Below are 14,814 nucleotides of genomic sequence, written 5' to 3'. Positions count from 1 at the left end.
GGGACCAACCATGAACAGCGCACACTCCGATACAGGCCCTCTTTCTCCTCGCTGGCGCCAGGCCGTCATCCTGGTGATGATCTTCGGCTTCAGCCTGCTGATCTGGGTCACAGCGAAGACCTATGCGGGCGCCCCGCCGATCCCTGCTCGGGTCGTGGGGGAGGCGGGACAGGTCCTCTTCACGGGAGAGGAGATCAAGGATGGCCAAGAGGTCTTCCTGAAGTACGGCCTCATGGAGCACGGCACCCTTTGGGGTCACGGCGCCTACCTGGGTCCCGACTACACCGCCGAGTACCTGCACCGTCTGGCGGAAATCGGCCGGGACATTCTGGCACAGGCGCGCTATGGCAAGGCCTTCAAGGACCTGAACGAAGGGCAGGCCCTTGAGATCGGGGCCCTGGTGGCCTCCCAGATCAAACAGAATCGGTACGATCCGGGTACGGACACGCTCCGGTTTACGAATCTGGAGGCTGCGGCCTACCGCACCCAGGTGGATGAGTGGAAAACCTACTTCTCCGGGGCCAAAGCCGCAGTGGGGCTGCCCGCCAAATACATCCAGGACGAGGGGGAGTTGCGGAACCTCACGACCTACTTCGCCTGGGCCACCTGGGCCACGGTGGCGCCCCGCCCGGGGAAGGACTACTCCTACACCAACAACTGGCCCTATGAGCCACTGGTAGGCAACACGCCCACGGCGTCGACCTACCTGTGGAGCGCCATGAGCCTCATCACGCTGCTGGGCGGCCTCGGCCTGATCCTCTTCATCTTCGGGAAGTTCGACTACCTGGGTTGGGCCGGTGAGGCGGGCTGGAAACACGCGGAGGAAAGCCGGCTTCACGCCTGGACCCTCACCCCCAGCCAGAAGGCCGTCGGCCTGTTCTTCGCCGTGGTGGCTCTGCTGTTCCTTGGTCAGGCGGCTCTTGGCGGGGCCCTGGCGCACTATCGCGTCGAGCCGGATGGCTTCTACGGGTTCAATCTGGCCAGCATCCTGCCGTACAATCTTGCCCGCACCTGGCACCTGCAGCTGGCGATCTTCTGGATCGCCACGGCCTGGGTGGGGGGAGGGCTCTTCCTGGCGCCCCTGGTGGGCGGGGCCGAGCCCAAGGGCCAGAAGGCCGGCGTGCTCCTCCTCCTCGGCGCCCTGGCCATCGTGGTTTTCGGCAGCCTGTTCGGCGAGTTTCTGGGGATCAATGGCTATCTGGGCAGCCTGTGGTTCTGGCTGGGACACCAGGGGAGCGAATACCTGGACCTGGGCCGCTTCTGGCAGCTGCTGCTGGCCGTCGGTCTCATCTTCTGGCTCTTCCTCATGTTCCGGGCCCTGCGCCCGGCCATGAAGGGCGGCGAGCAGGGGGAGCTGCCCTCCCTCTTCTTCTACGCGGCCATCGCCATCCCGCTCTTCTACGTGCCGGCCCTGTTCTACGGGCCCCGCACCAACTTTGCCGTCATCGACAACTGGCGCTTCTGGATCATCCACCTCTGGGTGGAGGGCTTCTTCGAGCTCTTCGCGACGGTGCTGGTGGCGGTGATGTTCTACCAGCTGGGCCTCGTCACCGCGAAATCCGCCACGCGGCTCGTCTACCTGGACGCCATCCTCTATCTGGCCGGCGGCATCATGGGCATCGGCCACCACTGGTACTTCACGGGGCAGGGGACTCTGAACATGGGGCTGGCGGCCAGCTTCTCCGCCCTGGAGGTGGTCCCGCTCACGCTGTTGACGCTGGACGCCTGGGACTTCATCCGCCTGCAGGACAAGGACTGCGAAGACTGTGGCCGCCCCCTGGCGGCCAAGCAACGCTGGGCCATCAAGTTCCTCATCGCGGTGGGCGTGTGGAATTTCGTGGGGGCGGGCGTCTTCGGCTTCCTCATCAACCTGCCCATCGTGTCCTACTTCGAGATCGGCACGACGCTCACGGCCAACCATGGCCACGCGGCCATGTTCGGCGTCTTCGGGATGTTGGCCTTGGCAGTCCTGGTCTTCTGCCTGCGGGAGCTCAAGGGCGATCGGGCCTGGGAGCGGGTGGAGAAGTTCATCCGCACCGGTTTCTGGGGCCTCAACATCGGCCTTGGCCTGATGGTGGTCCTGGATCTGTTCCCCGGGGGCGTCATCCAGCTGTGGGACGTGCTCTCCAATGGCTACTGGCATGCCCGCCGCCTGACCTACCTCATGGGTGGCACCTTCCACACGCTGGAGTGGGTCCGCATCGTGGCCGACATGGTCTTCCTGCTCGTCGGTGCCCTCCCCATCGCCTACGGCACCCTGAGGCTGGTGTTCACCCCTGAACCGAAAGATGCGGCCTGATCGGGCTGTCGAGAAAGGAACCTCCCATGACCATCACGAATCTGCAGGAAGCCCTGCCCATGCCCGAATCCCAGCGGGCCACCCTGCCGCTCATCGATGTGGAGCATGGCATCAAGGTGGTGCTGGTCGCCCTGCCGATGGGGGTCAAGATCGCCCCTCATCAGGCGCCCTACGCCGCCAGCGCCCAGCTCCTGACTGGGCGCATCGAGGTGCTCAAGGGCGAAACGTGGATCCCCATGGTCCCCGGGGACCGGGTGGTCTTCGACAAGGACCAGCCTCACGCGCTCACTGGACTTGAGTCCTCCTACGTCCTCGTGACGCACATGCGGAGCTAGAAGCGGTGACGGAGCCGGCTCGTCCCACGGTGGTGATCGTCGGTGGCGGGTTCGGGGGGCTGCGGGCCGCCCGGGCCCTCGCCGATGCGCCGGTCCACGTCGTGCTGGTGGACCGCCAAAACCACCACTTGTTCCAGCCTCTCCTCTACCAGGTGGCCTCGGCCACGCTCTCGCCGGCCGACATCGCCGCCCCCATCCGCCACATCCTTCGGGACCAGACCAACGCCGATGTGGTGCTCGGAGAAGTCGCCTCCGTGGACCTGGGTGCCCGGCAGGCGGTCCTGGCAGACGGGCGAGCCCTGTCCTATGACTTCCTCATCCTCGCCGCGGGTTCCCGCAGCTCGTACTTCGGGCGGGACGCTTGGGCGGGCCTGGCCCCGGGACTCAAGACCCTGGAGGACGCCCTGGAGATCCGCCGGCGTTTCCTGCTCAGCTTCGAGCAGGCGGAGCAGGAGGAGGATCCGGAGCTCCGCCGCGAGTGGCTGACCTTCGTCGTCGTCGGGGGTGGCCCCACGGGCGTGGAGCTGGCCGGCACGCTGAAGGAGATGGCCCGGCTGACCCTGCCGCGGGAATTCCGGCGCATCCGCACGGATCGCGCCCGGGTCATCCTGGTGGAGGCGGGTCCGGCCATCCTGGCGAATCTCGGGGTCGGGCTGTCCGAAAAGGCCGTGGAGAGCCTGGAGCGCATCGGCGTCGAGGTGCGTCTGGGCCAGCCCATCACGGGCATCGATGAGCGGGCCGTGCAACTGGGCGGAGAGCGCATCCCCACGCGGACGGTGCTGTGGGCTGCGGGGGTGGCGGCCGTGCCCCTGGGCGCCAGCCTGGGCGGACCCGTGGACCGTCTCGGGCGGGTGCTCGTGGAGCCTGACCTCAGCCTCCCGGGCCATTCCGAGGTTTTCGTGGTGGGGGACCTAGCCGCCTTCACCCACGGCACCGGGGGCCCGCTGCCCGGTGTGGCGCCGGTGGCCATCCAGCAGGGGGAATGGGCCGCGGCCAACCTCCTGGCCACGCTGGCGGGGCGGCCCAGGCGGCCCTTCCGCTACCGGGACAAGGGCAGCATGGCGACCCTGGGGCGGGGCCGGGCCGTCGCCCGCGTGGGCGGCCTGAGCTTCACGGGCTATCCGGCCTGGCTGGCCTGGCTCTTCATCCACCTCATGCTGCTCGTGGACTTCCGCAGCCGCGTGTTCGTCTTCTTCGAGTGGCTGTGGGCCTATCTGACGACGCAACCCCGGGCGCGCCTCATCGTCGGCGGGAAGAACCGGAAAAGCTAGAGAACGGCCCGTATCTCAGTCTCGCTGAGGATCTTCGAACTGTTCTTGGCTGCCTGGAGGATGCGCTCCACCCGGTCGGGGGTGGGATCGTAGCCGTTGAGTTCGAGCCAGTAGACGACGTTGCTGTGCCCCGCCATGGGACCGATCTCGATCTCCTGGCGGCGGCCCACCAGAGCGGCGGGGACGCCGGAATAGACGGCATCCGCCAGCTCCACGTCACCGCGGTGCAGAGCCTTCACGATGGCGGCGGCATGGACGCCGGTGCCCGTGCGGAAGGCGTCCCGGCCCAGCACCGGATAGTTGGCGGGAATCTCCACACCGCACAGTTCGGCCACACGTTCCGCCAAGGCTGGCAGGTCCGAGAGCTCTCCCCTGGGGAAGCCCATGAGGTGCAGGTTGATCATGAGCTGGTCCAGGGCCACGTTGCCGCAGCGTTCACCGATGCCCAGGATGGTCCCGTGGAGCCGATCCGCACCGGCCTCGAAGGCGGCGATGGCGTTGGCCACGCCCAGACCCCGGTCGTTGTGCCCGTGCCAATCGATATGCACGGAACGGTCCTTGATGACCTCGTCCTTGATGAAGCGCACCAGCCGCCGCACCCCGTCGGGCGTGGCGTGGCCACAGGTATCCGAGAGGCAGATGGATTGGGCGCCCTCGTCCAGGGCCGCGGCATAGATCGCCTTCAGCACCTCTGGCCGGGCCCGGGTGCTGTCCTCGGTCACCATCATCACGCCCACCTCGTGACGGCGGCAGAAGGCCACGGCCTTGCGGGTCGCATCCACCAGGAAGGCCAGATCCCAGCCTTCCACGTCCATGCGGATGGGGCTGGATCCAAGAAAGGCTCCGGCCTCCAGGGGGAGTCCCACCCGCTGCTGGATTTCCGCCACCTGGACCAGGTCGGCCTCCAGGGTCCGCACCGCCACATTGGGGTGGAGGGGCAGGCGATGGTCCCGGATCTCCACCATGAGCGCTCTTACGGCGGCCAGGGCCTTGGGGCCCGCGCCGGGCATGCCCAGGTCCACGGCATCCACGCCCAGGCGCGCGAGGAGGTGGATGAGGTCGCGCTTGTCGGCGATGTCCGGATCGCGGACAGAAGGGCTCTGGAGCCCATCGCGCAAGGTCTCGTCGAGGAGTAGCGGGATGCGGCCTTCCGCCAGGGGGCCGTTCCAGTCGTTGATCAGCTCATCGAGAGTCATGGAGAGATCAGACTACGGTGACTTCGATCCTGCGGTCCAGCAGCGTACCCAGAAGCGCAGCCTTCTCACGGAATGCGTCCATCTCCGGTTCCACGTCGCCGGAGGCCTCCAGGCGCACTCGCAGCGTCTCCTCATCGATCTCCACCGACAGGTCCCGAACGGCCTGGCGGCGGCGGCGGTCCAGGGCATCTGCCCCCCGCACCAGGGCCGCCAGTTTGCGGACCACCTGGCGGTGCCAGGGTGCCAGAGCCCTGAAGGCCTCATGCTTGGCGTGATGGGGCGGCTTGCCGCGGTGGAACCGCACCACCTGCGCCAGCACGTCCACCTCCTCGGGCCAGAAGCCAGGCAGGGTGGCGTTGCGCACCAGGTACTCCCCATGTTTGTGGTGATCCTTCTCAGAGACTGAGAACCCGATGTCGTGCACCCGCGCCGCGAAGGCCAGCCACTGGCGTTCGGTATCGCCCAGTTCGAAGTGGGGCTGGAGGGCCAGGAAGAGCTGGTCCGCCAGCCGGGCCACGTGACGGCTGTGGCCGGGGTCGGGATCCAGGCGTGCCGCCAGCTGCTCGATGGAAGCCCGACGGCGGTCCGCCAGGGGCGGGATGGAGGCGCCCCCGTGCTTGAGGGCCTCCCAGATCATCCCCTCGCGCAAACCCACGGGGAGGTGGCGGAGGGGCGGGGTGCCCAGCCATTCCATCAGGGACAGGGCCCAGATGGCACCCACATGCAGCACCTCGGCGCGCTTGGGATCCACGCCCAGGCGCTCGGTGCGCTGCTGCGCGTCCGTCCGCCAGAGTTTCAGGGTGTAGGCCCGGAGTTGCTCAGCCGTGAAGCCCCGGCCGTCGTCCGAACCCCTCGCCAGATCCTCCAGCGTGCCCGAGGTGCCCAGGAGGAGCGTGGGCTCGGGCAGCTCCGTGGGCAGGTCCCTGCGGGCCTTCTTCAGGATGCGGCGGATCATCTTCCGCAGGCTCTTGAGGTCATGGGCCGAGGGCGGGTTCGAGGTCTGGGCGGCGTCCGCCAGGCGCTGAAGTCCCCAGGGCAGGGAGATGCTGGCGGATACGCGGCCGGCTTGCACCCAGGTCAGCTCGGTGCTGCCCCCGCCGATGTCCACTAGGGTGACGGGCTCCGGGGGGAAGGGGATGGCGTGGGAGACGGCCTGGTGGATGAGCCGGGCCTCCTCTTCGCCCGAGATCACCTGGATGGGGATGCCCAGCGTCTCGGCCTCCATGACGAAGGCCTGGGCGTTCTTCGCGTCGCGGAGGGCCGCCGTGCCACAGGCCATGACGGTTTCGCACTCGAAGCTCTGGATGACTTTCGCCATCTGGGCCAGGGCCTCGAGACCGGCCTGGAAGGCCTCGGGACCGATCTCGCCGGAGTTCGCTTCGCCGCGGGCCAGACGCACCATGGCCTTCTCCCGGGCCAGGACCTGCTGCCCGCCCATGGGATCCGCCTCCACCACCACCAGGTGGATGGAGTTCGATCCAACGTCCACGGCCGCGATCCGCATGGGACGATTGTGGCCAGTGCCGCCATCCCGGCGAAAAGATTCTTGGGGGTCCCGTGCGCCAACGTGTCCTTTGCCTGCTGCTCGCCATGCCCCTCGCCTGTTCGCTGGCGGCGCAGAGAGTGGCCTTGAGCCTGGATGATGCGCCCTTTCTGCGGCCCTCGCCCCGCCTGGAGGCCCCGGCCCAGCACCGGGTGATGCTGGCGACCCTGAAAGACCGCAAGGTCCGGGCCATCCTCTTCGCCAACGGCGTGAACGGCGGCGACACCCCCGAGGGCAAGGCCATCCTGCGTACCTGGGGCGAGGCCGGGCATCTCCTCGCCAACCACAGCTACAGCCACTGGGACCTCAACCAGGACGACGTGACGCTGAAGGCCTACGAGGAAGACCTGCTGAGCGGCGAAGCCGTGCTCCGGGACCTGCCAGGTTTCACCCACCTCTACCGCTATCCCTTCCTGCGGGCCGGAAACACGGTGGCCAAGCGGGATGGCTTCTACGCCTTCCTGAAGGTCCACGGCTACGGCATCGGCCATGTGAGCATCGATACCGCCGACTACATGCTGGACGAGCGGTTGCGGCAGCGGTTGGAGAAAGAGCCGAGTGCCGACCTGGCGCCGTACCGTGACCTCTACCTGAAGCATCTCTGGGCCTGCGCCCGCTTCTACGACACCTGGAGCCGCGAGGTCTTCGGCCGGGAGATTCCCCATGTGATCCTCATGCACAGCCGCCTGCTCAACGCGCTGTTCCTGGGCGATGTCATCGACTTCTTTCGTGCCAAGGGCTGGCGCTGGATCGATCCGGCCGAGGCCTTCAAGGATGCCGCCTACGCCCTGATGCCCAGGAATCTGCCGGGTGGCGAAGCCCTGGCCGAAGCCGTGGCGGCCGAACGGGGGCAGCAGGGATTTGTGAAGGCCTGGCGCGAAAAGGCCAAGGATCCCGACGACCTTCTGTTCTCCGAAGGGCGCCTCAAAGCACGGATGGATCAGCTGGGCCTGTGATCCCAAAAAGTACGAACCAATTCGTTGACAACTTACGAATCGATTCGTATGTTATCTCCAGACCCCCTGGAGGCTCCATGTCCACCGTGCCCATCCGCCCGTCCGATGGCGAGCTCGCCATCCTGCGGGTCCTCTGGTCGCGGGGCCCCTCGACGGTTCGGGATGTGCACACCGAACTGTCGAAAGACCGGGACATGGGCTACACCACCGTGCTGAAGCTCATGCAGATCATGGTGGAGAAGGGCCTGGTGGCCCGGGACGAACGCGCGCGCTCCCACACCTACCGGCCCCTCCAGGGGGAGGCCGAAACCCAACGCTGCCTGCTGAAGGAGCTCCTGCACAAGGCCTTCGCGGGCAGCCGCCGGGAACTCGTGCTCCAAGCCCTCGAAGCCGAGCCCGCCTCGGCCGAGGAACTGGAGGACATCCGCAAGCTGCTGAAGGAAGTGAAGGAGAGGACTCGATGATCGACCTCGCATCCTTCCCCTTGTTGCAGGCCATTGGCTGGGCCCTGCTCCACAGCCTCTGGCAGGGCGTGCTGCTGACCTTGCTGGCGGCGGTGGCGCTCTGGTGGACGCGGCGTCGTTCCGCAGAACTTCGCTACGCCATCGCGGCGGGAACCCTGGGCCTGTTGCTGTTCGCCTTCGCGGGCACGCTGGCCTGGATCTCGACCGGCGGCGATCCGCTGCCTGTGTCTGGAACCTTGGCCATCGTTCCCATCGGTGAAGGACAGGGCCCTGTGGGCTGGATGGTCCGGCTTCGTGGGGAGCTCGGCCTCTGGATCCCCTGGCTGTTCCTGGCCTGGATCCTGGGTTTCAGCCTGCGGCTCATGCAGGTGGGGCGATCCATGGTCTGGCTCTATGGGCCCTGCCTGGGAAGCCTCCAGCCGCCGCCAACCGAATGGCTGACACGGTTCGAATTCCTGCGAATCCGCAGCCGAGTGCAAGCACCCGTCCGCCTGGGGTTGTCCGACCAGGTGGATTCCCTCGTGGTGCTGGGCTGGCTGAAGCCCGTGGTGCTGGTCCCGGCCGCGGCCTTCCTGGCCCTGACCCCTGAGGCTTTGGAAGCCCTGCTGGCCCACGAACTGGCCCATGTCCGCCGTGGGGACTTCCTTGCGAATGTCCTCCAGACCTTCGCGGAAGCGTTGTTGTTCTACCACCCCGCCGTCTGGTGGCTCTCCCGGCGCATCCGCCAGGAACGCGAGCACTGCTGCGATGATGCGGCCGTGAATGCCTGCGGCGACCCGATCCTCTACGCCTCCGCCCTCGTCGGGCTGGAGGAACTCCGCTCTCAACCGAACCTGATTCCCGATCTGGCCCCCGCGGCCAGTGGAGGCCACCTCATGTCCCGCATTCAACGACTGTTGCGCCCGCATGCCACCCATGCTCCAGCCGCGCCCCTGGCCGCCCTCATTCCAGCCCTCCTGCTGGCGGTGGTTCTCGGCATCACGACACTCGCGGCCACCGACGCCCCCAAGCCTGCACCCGCGGCAGCGGACCCCGTGGACGTGGACTTCAAGCAGATCCGCGTCAAGCATCAACCTGAGGCGCCCGCTTACCCTCCGGAGGCCAAGGCCGCTCGCATTCAGGGCACTGTGGTGGTGGTCCTGGTCATCGACACCGAAGGCAAGGTGACGGATGCCAAGGCCATCTCGGGCCCCCCAGAACTCCACACCTGCGCGGTGGGTTATGCCAGGGCCTGGGAGTTCGAACCCGCCAATGTCAAAGGAAAACCCGTGTCCGCCAGATTCAAGTTCACCATGCCATTCCGGCTGAGATGAGGCTTCCCGATCCGACGAAGAAGGGGCCAGCCGGCCCCTTCTTCGTCATGAAAAAGGCATGAGGGAGCTTGACCTCTGGTAACCGTTGCGTGAAGTCCGAGGCCCCGGCCATGCTCGATCCCACATTCCGAGGTGATCAAATGGCTTTGACGGTGGACGGCATCTTCTCGCTCATGCCCGAACTCTTCCTGCCTGAGAAGGCCCAAGGGCTCACGGTCTCCGTCTACTACCAGGTGACGGGCGAGGGCGGCGGGGACTACACCTGCCTGATCGAGAATGGGGTCTTCTCCATGAAGCGGGAAGCCAAGCCCGACGCCACCTCGGTGGTGGTGATCGGCGCTGAGGACTGGATCGCCCTGAACGAGGGCAAGCTCGACCCAATGCAGGCCTTCATGACCGGCAAGCTCAAGGGCACCGGGGACCTCGGCCTGCTCCAGAAATTCCCCAAGTTCTTCAAGAAACCGCAGAAGCAGGGCGGTCCGGTAAAGGCCCTGAAGGATCTGATGCCTGCCCGCCTCGCGCTGGCCGGAGCCGGGATCAAGGTGACCGTGGGAGCGGAGAGCTGGGGCGAAGGCGCGGAGGTGGCCGGCGACGAAGCCGCGCTGCGCGGGCTGGTCTGTGGCATTTCCGACCCCGGGCCGGCGCTGCTGGGCGGTCAGATTCGCTACACAGGTGACATGAGTCTCCTCCGCAAGGTCTGGAAGACCTGGTCCGCCGAGCCTGAAATCAGCTTCCCCGACACCCCGGGCGGCAAGGCCCTGGCCACCCTGAGGAAGCGCTACAAAGGCGGTGCCAGCGGCACGCTGGAGGTGAAGGTGGACGGCGTTCCCTACCGCCTGGACTTCAGCCCCGAGGGCCTCTCTGTGCGACCTGGGGAAGTGGAGGGCGGGGCCGCCCTGGGCATCTCCGATGCAGACTTCGCGGCCCTCAACGCGGGCAAGCTGAACCTGGTGGCAGCCCTGCTGGGCGGCGCCATCACGGTGAAGGGCGACATGAGCCAGGTGGCTGCCTACACGGCCCACTTCGACGCGGACGTGAACCCGGCCCAGGGGCTGCTGGAATCCATGCCTGAGCGTTTCAACGCCGAAAAAGCCGGAGATCTTGAAGCGGCCGTGGGTTACCAGATTGATGATCTCGGCTACACGCTGTTCATCAGGAATGGTGCCTGCCTGGTCTTCCCCCGCCTCATGAAACCCTGTGATACGCTCCTGAAAGCCAAGGCCGACGACTTCATTGCCATGAGTACCGGAACGCTGAATGCCCAGGAGGCCTTCATGACCGGCAAGATCCAGATCGAGGGCGACCCGCTGCTCATGCAGAAGGTCGCGAAGAGCTTCAAGCGTCCCGAGGCTTGAGCGTGCCATGACGCCTCCCGCCGCCCCCTCCCGCAAGAGGACCCCGAGCCCGAAGCCCGGGAAGGCGGCGGTGGGTACTATCCGCGTGGCCAAGATCATCGCGCCGATGACCGCCGCCAAGTCGGACAAGAAGACGCTGCTCGACCCCGAGGAGGATCTGGCCCCTGGGGTGCCCTGTGAAGGGCGCTGCGGGCACTGCCATCACCACCCCTGCCGCCTCCACGGCGGGATCTGATCAGGCGCCCTCCCAGAGTTCCCGCAGTCGTTGGTACCCCGCGCGGCTCACGGGCAGGCGGGTGCCGTCGCGGAGGATGGCATCGCGATGCTCCTTGGAGTCTTGTTCGACGCGGACAAGGCGATCGAGGTTCAGAATGTAACTGCGGTGAATGCGGATGAAACGACTCGGATCGAGCTGGGTTTCCAGGCTGGCGAGAGTCTGCTGTTTGAGCAGGTTCCTGCCCTCGGTACGCAGCAGCACGTAATCATCCTGGGCCTGCACCCAATCCAGGCGATCGAGGTGGATCACCGTCACCTTGGGGCCATCCTTCACCACGATGCGCTCCAGCGGCTTCCCCTGCCGCGCGGCGGCGGCGAGTTCCGTGGCTGGCGGTGGTGGCACCGTGGGCTTGGCGGCTTGGAGGGCGTGGGCCTTGGCCAGGGCGGCGTCGAAGCGTTCCTTCGAGAAGGGCTTCAGCAGGTAGTCCACCGCGTGGGCTTCGAAGGCCCGCAGGGCATGCTGGTCGTAGGCCGTGACGAAGACCACGGCTGGGCGTTTCCCCTCGGCCTCCAGCAGCTCCAGCACTTCGAACCCGTCCAGCTTGGGCATCTGAATGTCCAGGAAGATGAGATCGGGCTGGTGCTGCGCCACGGCCTTCAGGGCCTCGAAGCCGTTGGCGCACTCCCCAACCACCTCCACCTCGGGATGGGCCGCCAAGTGCTCGCGCACCACCGCGCGGGCCAGATCCTCATCGTCAATGATCAGGGCTCTCATGGTTCCGTCTCCAGTGGGAAGACCAGGGTCACGCGATGGATGCCATTCTGCACGCCGGCTTCAAAGCGGGCCCGGTTACCGAAGCGTCCGAGCAGACGCTGGCGGACCTGCCGCAGCCCGAGGCCCAGGCCCTGGGGCGTCGGCGCCTCCAGATCCGCCGGGTTCTCCACCCGCAGGGTCACATGGCCTTCCATGGTTTCTGCGGCCACAACCAGGGTGCCGCCCTCGGGCAGGGCGGCGATGCCGTGCTTGATGGCGTTCTCCACCAAGGGTTGCAGCAGCAGCGTGGGGAGGAGGGCCGGCTCGGCGGCGGGATCGATACGCCAGTCCAGCTTCAGGCGGGCGCCGAAGCGGATCTGCTCGATGGCCAGATAGGCCCGGGCCAGGTCAAGCTCCTCCCGCAGCGCCACCAGGCGCCGTTCTCCCAGCCCGAGGCTGCGGCGGAGGAAATCGGAGAGCAGCACGCACATCTCCCGGGCCCGGGCCGGGTCCACGGCCGTGAGCGCCGAGAGCGAGTTCAGGCTGTTGAAGAGGAAGTGAGGGTTCAGCTGGGCGCGCAGGGCCTTGAGTTCGGATTCCTGCGCCAGCAGCTGCAGTTCAGCGCCCCGGCGCTCGGCCTCCACCGCCCGGTCCTGGGCCAGCATGAGGTAGCTGAGGGCCACCGAGGCCAGGTAGAGCAGGATGCCCAGGCCCGTGAGCACAGGCAGGGCGATATCCACGCGCCTGGGCAGGCCGCCCAGGCCGGGGATCCAGGCCAGAGCCCGCGCCAGCAACCACGCCAGGCCCGCCCAGATACCGCCCATGAGCACCGCCGCCAGGCCCCAGGCCGCGCCGTGGGAACCCAGGGTTTCCACCCTCCGGCCCAGAGGCAGGGCCCGGCAGAGGAACCAGGCGGACAGGAACAGGAAGGCCGCGAGCAGGCACAGCGGCAAGGCGAGAATGCCGGCCTCGGCCCAGCTCCAGCCCTGGCTCCTCGCGATGCCGGTGAGGAGCAGGGCGATGGGGACCCACCCGAGGAGGTAGGCCCCCAGACGCGCGCGGCTGGCCAGCAGGGGATGCATCAGGATTTCACTTCCGTGCCGCCGAAGAGGATGAGGCCCGTGATCACCAGGCAGGGCCGGGCATCCGGGGAGGCCGGGCCATGATGCGTGCTGTCGTTGAGGGCCCCGGCGATGGCGGTGGCACGATTGGAGATTTCCCAACCCTCGGGCACACGGATCTCGCCGCCGCCGAAGAGCACAAAGACATCGATGCGGGCCTGGCCGTTTTCGAGGACCGCCTGGCGGAGATCCACTTCGTAGCCGCCGAAGATGGCCGTCAGTTCGCCCCCCTTGAAGGCCTGGGTGGAGACCCGCCGCTTGAAGCCCCCGAAGATGGCCGTGCCCTGGAGGAAGTCCTCAGATCGGGCCAACTCCGGCGGTACGCCCCGGTTCTGCTTCAGGGCCTTGACCACGATGAGGATGCCAAGGGCCACCACGAGCATGGGTCCCAGGGCATCTGCCAGGTGGCCGCGACCGAAGGTGAAGAGCAGGAGGAAGGCGCCGCCCAGCACCAGGAACCAGCCGCCCAGGCTGCTGTTCTGGCGGTCCTGGCGGATCTTGGCGACCCCCATGGCCACCAGCACCAGGGGCCAGAGCTTGAAGATCGTGTGGGCCTGGATGAGGCCGAGGTTGTCCAGGGTGAGCACGAGGCCCGCCACGATGATGGCCACGCCCAGCACCAGCTTGGGGCTGAAGGGGCTTGGGGCCTTGGCGTCTTCCGCGGCGGTCATGGCTTCACCTGGGTGGATTCATGTTCAGGATCACAGGAAACATCGGGCCCTGGCGATGGGGGATTCCGCTGACATCGGCGCGCCCGTTTGGGTTGGGGGAAGATGGCCCGCAGGGTGACGACCGCGCCGCCCCAGACGAGGAAGATCGGCCACCAGCGTTCCAGCAGACCCCAGGGGCCGAACTGGGAAATGAATCCGGCGACGGCGAAACCCAGCCAGATGTGGCCGCGCAGGCTGAGGGGACCATCCTGGGCCAGGCGGGCGAGGCCGAAGGCGGCCAGAGCCAATGGCCACCAGGCCAGCAGGTGCCAGGCGTCGTACCAGTGGAGGCTATCGAGCAGGAGGATCAGACCGCCGGCGATGACCACCAGGCCGAGGACCAGCTTCGCCGAGAAGACCGGAGGGCGTTGTTCCTGGATGTTCATGAGCGGTGTTCCTTTCTTTCCGATCCGAAGGGAATGACGAACGCGAGGGAGGGCAGCCAAAGCGCCAACCACCACCAGGGGCTGTCGAGGAACCATCCCGCATGGATCATGTCCGCCTCCTTCCGCATGTCCAAGCTACGGACGTCCCGACAGGAAACCGAGGGAGGATCGGTGAATGGGGGGCGGGGACCGGCGAGCGGTCAATCCCAGATGATCGCTCCGCCCCGACTGCGCTCCTGCCAGGCGTGATCGAGGGCCGGGCAGAGCCCCGGCGGGCATTCGAAGCGCAGGATGGCCCATTCGCCTTCGAAAGATTGATCCACCAGGGCCGCACCCGGGAAGGCCCCCAGCAAGGCGAAGGGCAGGTGGGCCTGAGCCGCGGGCACACGGATCTCGCCCCTACGGAGAACCCTGACCTCCTCCCAGAGGCCCCGGGCATCGGCCTCGGCCAAGGCGCCTTGCACACCCTCGGTGTAGGCCCGCACCAGGCCGCCGCTGCCCAGCTTGGTGCCGCCGTACCACCGGATGCAGACCGCGATGAGATCCGTGGTCTGGGCGCCTTCGAGGACCGCCAGCATGGGTCGCCCCGCGGTTCCGGAGGGTTCGCCGTCATCGTCCGCACCCTGGGCGGCGACGGGGACGCCCTCCCGCCAGGCGCTGCAGTGATGGGTGGCATCGAAGTCGCGCTTTCTCAAGGAAGCCAGCACCGCTGACCGTTCCGCCGCATCCCGGGCGGGATGCAGTTCCGTGAGGAAGACGGACGCCTTCTCGCGGAACCGGTGGATCACGATTTCCTTCAACCGACGCATGGATCCAGCATGGATGCGGCTGTGACGGGAATCAACAAACACGCTTCAATGACGACCATTCAATCGTTTTTTACTTATAGTTGGGG

General features: G+C 67.1%; 15 protein-coding genes. 8 read left to right on the top strand and 7 right to left on the bottom strand.

All coding sequences use genetic code 11. From position 1 onward, the window contains the following. Nucleotides 1-10 precede the first annotated feature (10 nt). From NOV65_RS02900 to NOV65_RS02890, 3 genes are read left to right on the top strand one after another with little or no spacing between them, the layout of a single operon-like run. Complete coding sequence (locus NOV65_RS02900) at nt 11-2,299, top strand: nitric-oxide reductase large subunit (protein WP_257304122.1); 2,289 nt, start codon at nt 11-13, stop codon at nt 2,297-2,299. A 26-nt stretch (nt 2,300-2,325) separates the two neighbouring features. Then, nucleotides 2,326-2,634 (top strand): cupin domain-containing protein, encoded by a 309-nt coding sequence (locus NOV65_RS02895; protein WP_257304121.1) that lies wholly within the window; start codon nt 2,326-2,328, stop codon nt 2,632-2,634. 5 nt (nt 2,635-2,639) lie between these two features. Continuing rightward, entirely contained in the window at nt 2,640-3,905 is a 1,266-nt protein-coding gene (locus NOV65_RS02890) for an NAD(P)/FAD-dependent oxidoreductase (protein ID WP_257304119.1), read from the top strand. On the opposite strand, the gene NOV65_RS02885 is transcribed toward NOV65_RS02890, so the two are convergent. Together NOV65_RS02885 and NOV65_RS02880 are read right to left on the bottom strand one after the other, a co-directional pair. Next, the gene (locus NOV65_RS02885; protein ID WP_257304118.1) at nt 3,902-5,101 is read right to left on the bottom strand and encodes a LeuA family protein; all 1,200 of its coding nucleotides are present in this window, start codon (nt 5,099-5,101) and stop codon (nt 3,902-3,904) included. The genes NOV65_RS02890 and NOV65_RS02885 overlap by 4 nt on opposite strands. Nucleotides 5,102-5,108: 7 nt before the next feature. Next, nucleotides 5,109-6,605: a Ppx/GppA phosphatase family protein gene (locus tag NOV65_RS02880; protein WP_257304115.1), complete on the bottom strand. Its 1,497-nt coding sequence runs from the start codon at nt 6,603-6,605 to the stop codon at nt 5,109-5,111. A gap of 53 nt (nt 6,606-6,658) precedes the next feature. Between NOV65_RS02880 and NOV65_RS02875 the strand changes: the two genes are divergently transcribed. From NOV65_RS02875 to NOV65_RS02855, 5 genes are all read left to right on the top strand, one after another. After that, nucleotides 6,659-7,600: a polysaccharide deacetylase family protein gene (locus NOV65_RS02875; protein ID WP_257304113.1), complete on the top strand. Its 942-nt coding sequence runs from the start codon at nt 6,659-6,661 to the stop codon at nt 7,598-7,600. 77 nt (nt 7,601-7,677) lie between these two features. After that, a complete protein-coding gene (locus NOV65_RS02870) occupies nt 7,678-8,064 on the top strand; it encodes a BlaI/MecI/CopY family transcriptional regulator (protein ID WP_257304111.1) in 387 nt (128 codons plus the stop codon). Further along, nucleotides 8,061-9,377: a M56 family metallopeptidase gene (locus NOV65_RS02865; protein ID WP_257304109.1), complete on the top strand. Its 1,317-nt coding sequence runs from the start codon at nt 8,061-8,063 to the stop codon at nt 9,375-9,377. The genes NOV65_RS02870 and NOV65_RS02865 overlap by 4 nt, the downstream gene beginning before the upstream one ends. A 140-nt stretch (nt 9,378-9,517) precedes the next feature. Next, nucleotides 9,518-10,732 (top strand): SCP2 sterol-binding domain-containing protein, encoded by a 1,215-nt coding sequence (locus NOV65_RS02860; protein ID WP_257304107.1) that lies wholly within the window; start codon nt 9,518-9,520, stop codon nt 10,730-10,732. A 7-nt stretch (nt 10,733-10,739) separates the two neighbouring features. Next, on the top strand, nt 10,740-10,967 hold the full coding sequence (locus tag NOV65_RS02855; protein WP_257304106.1) for a hypothetical protein: 228 nt from the start codon (nt 10,740-10,742) through the stop codon (nt 10,965-10,967). On the opposite strand, the gene NOV65_RS02850 is transcribed toward NOV65_RS02855, so the two are convergent. The 5 genes from NOV65_RS02850 to NOV65_RS02830 all read right to left on the bottom strand — a co-directional run bounded on the left by NOV65_RS02850 (nt 10,968) and on the right by NOV65_RS02830 (nt 14,728). Beyond that, entirely contained in the window at nt 10,968-11,723 is a 756-nt protein-coding gene (locus NOV65_RS02850) for a LytR/AlgR family response regulator transcription factor (protein WP_257304104.1), read from the bottom strand. Continuing rightward, nucleotides 11,720-12,784 carry a sensor histidine kinase gene (locus NOV65_RS02845; protein ID WP_257304102.1) on the bottom strand — a complete coding sequence of 355 codons (1,065 nt, stop codon included), beginning with the start codon at nt 12,782-12,784 and terminating at the stop codon, nt 11,720-11,722. Before NOV65_RS02845 ends, NOV65_RS02850 begins: the two co-directional genes overlap by 4 nt. Beyond that, nucleotides 12,784-13,494, bottom strand: a complete 711-nt coding sequence (locus tag NOV65_RS02840) for a cell wall-active antibiotics response protein (RefSeq protein ID WP_257304100.1) — start codon at nt 13,492-13,494, stop codon at nt 12,784-12,786. The genes NOV65_RS02845 and NOV65_RS02840 overlap by 1 nt, the downstream gene beginning before the upstream one ends. Then, complete coding sequence (locus NOV65_RS02835; protein ID WP_257304097.1) at nt 13,491-13,919, bottom strand: LiaI-LiaF-like domain-containing protein; 429 nt, start codon at nt 13,917-13,919, stop codon at nt 13,491-13,493. Before NOV65_RS02835 ends, NOV65_RS02840 begins: the two co-directional genes overlap by 4 nt. A 200-nt stretch (nt 13,920-14,119) precedes the next feature. After that, the gene (locus tag NOV65_RS02830) at nt 14,120-14,728 is read right to left on the bottom strand and encodes an IMPACT family protein (protein ID WP_257304095.1); all 609 of its coding nucleotides are present in this window, start codon (nt 14,726-14,728) and stop codon (nt 14,120-14,122) included. Nucleotides 14,729-14,814 lie beyond the last annotated feature (86 nt).

Origin of the sequence: Geothrix campi, assembly GCF_024609265.1 — a bacterium.
GTDB classification, from domain to species: Bacteria; Acidobacteriota; Holophagae; order Holophagales; family Holophagaceae; genus Geothrix; species Geothrix campi.
Note: the sequence above shows the minus strand (reverse complement) of the source record. Positions and strands in the feature narration are given on the sequence as shown.

Coding starts and splice junctions, on each gene's coding strand:
- NOV65_RS02880 (WP_257304115.1), bottom strand. CDS start 6,605: ATGCGGATCGCGGCCGTGGACGTTGGATCGAACTCCATCCACCTGGTG.
- NOV65_RS02870 (WP_257304111.1), top strand. CDS start 7,678: ATGTCCACCGTGCCCATCCGCCCGTCCGATGGCGAGCTCGCCATCCTG.
- NOV65_RS02835 (WP_257304097.1), bottom strand. CDS start 13,919: ATGAACATCCAGGAACAACGCCCTCCGGTCTTCTCGGCGAAGCTGGTC.
- NOV65_RS02850 (WP_257304104.1), bottom strand. CDS start 11,723: ATGAGAGCCCTGATCATTGACGATGAGGATCTGGCCCGCGCGGTGGTG.
- NOV65_RS02845 (WP_257304102.1), bottom strand. CDS start 12,784: ATGCATCCCCTGCTGGCCAGCCGCGCGCGTCTGGGGGCCTACCTCCTC.
- NOV65_RS02830 (WP_257304095.1), bottom strand. CDS start 14,728: ATGCGTCGGTTGAAGGAAATCGTGATCCACCGGTTCCGCGAGAAGGCG.
- NOV65_RS02900 (WP_257304122.1), top strand. CDS start 11: ATGAACAGCGCACACTCCGATACAGGCCCTCTTTCTCCTCGCTGGCGC.
- NOV65_RS02840 (WP_257304100.1), bottom strand. CDS start 13,494: ATGACCGCCGCGGAAGACGCCAAGGCCCCAAGCCCCTTCAGCCCCAAG.
- NOV65_RS02885 (WP_257304118.1), bottom strand. CDS start 5,101: ATGACTCTCGATGAGCTGATCAACGACTGGAACGGCCCCCTGGCGGAA.
- NOV65_RS02895 (WP_257304121.1), top strand. CDS start 2,326: ATGACCATCACGAATCTGCAGGAAGCCCTGCCCATGCCCGAATCCCAG.
- NOV65_RS02865 (WP_257304109.1), top strand. CDS start 8,061: ATGATCGACCTCGCATCCTTCCCCTTGTTGCAGGCCATTGGCTGGGCC.
- NOV65_RS02855 (WP_257304106.1), top strand. CDS start 10,740: ATGACGCCTCCCGCCGCCCCCTCCCGCAAGAGGACCCCGAGCCCGAAG.
- NOV65_RS02860 (WP_257304107.1), top strand. CDS start 9,518: ATGGCTTTGACGGTGGACGGCATCTTCTCGCTCATGCCCGAACTCTTC.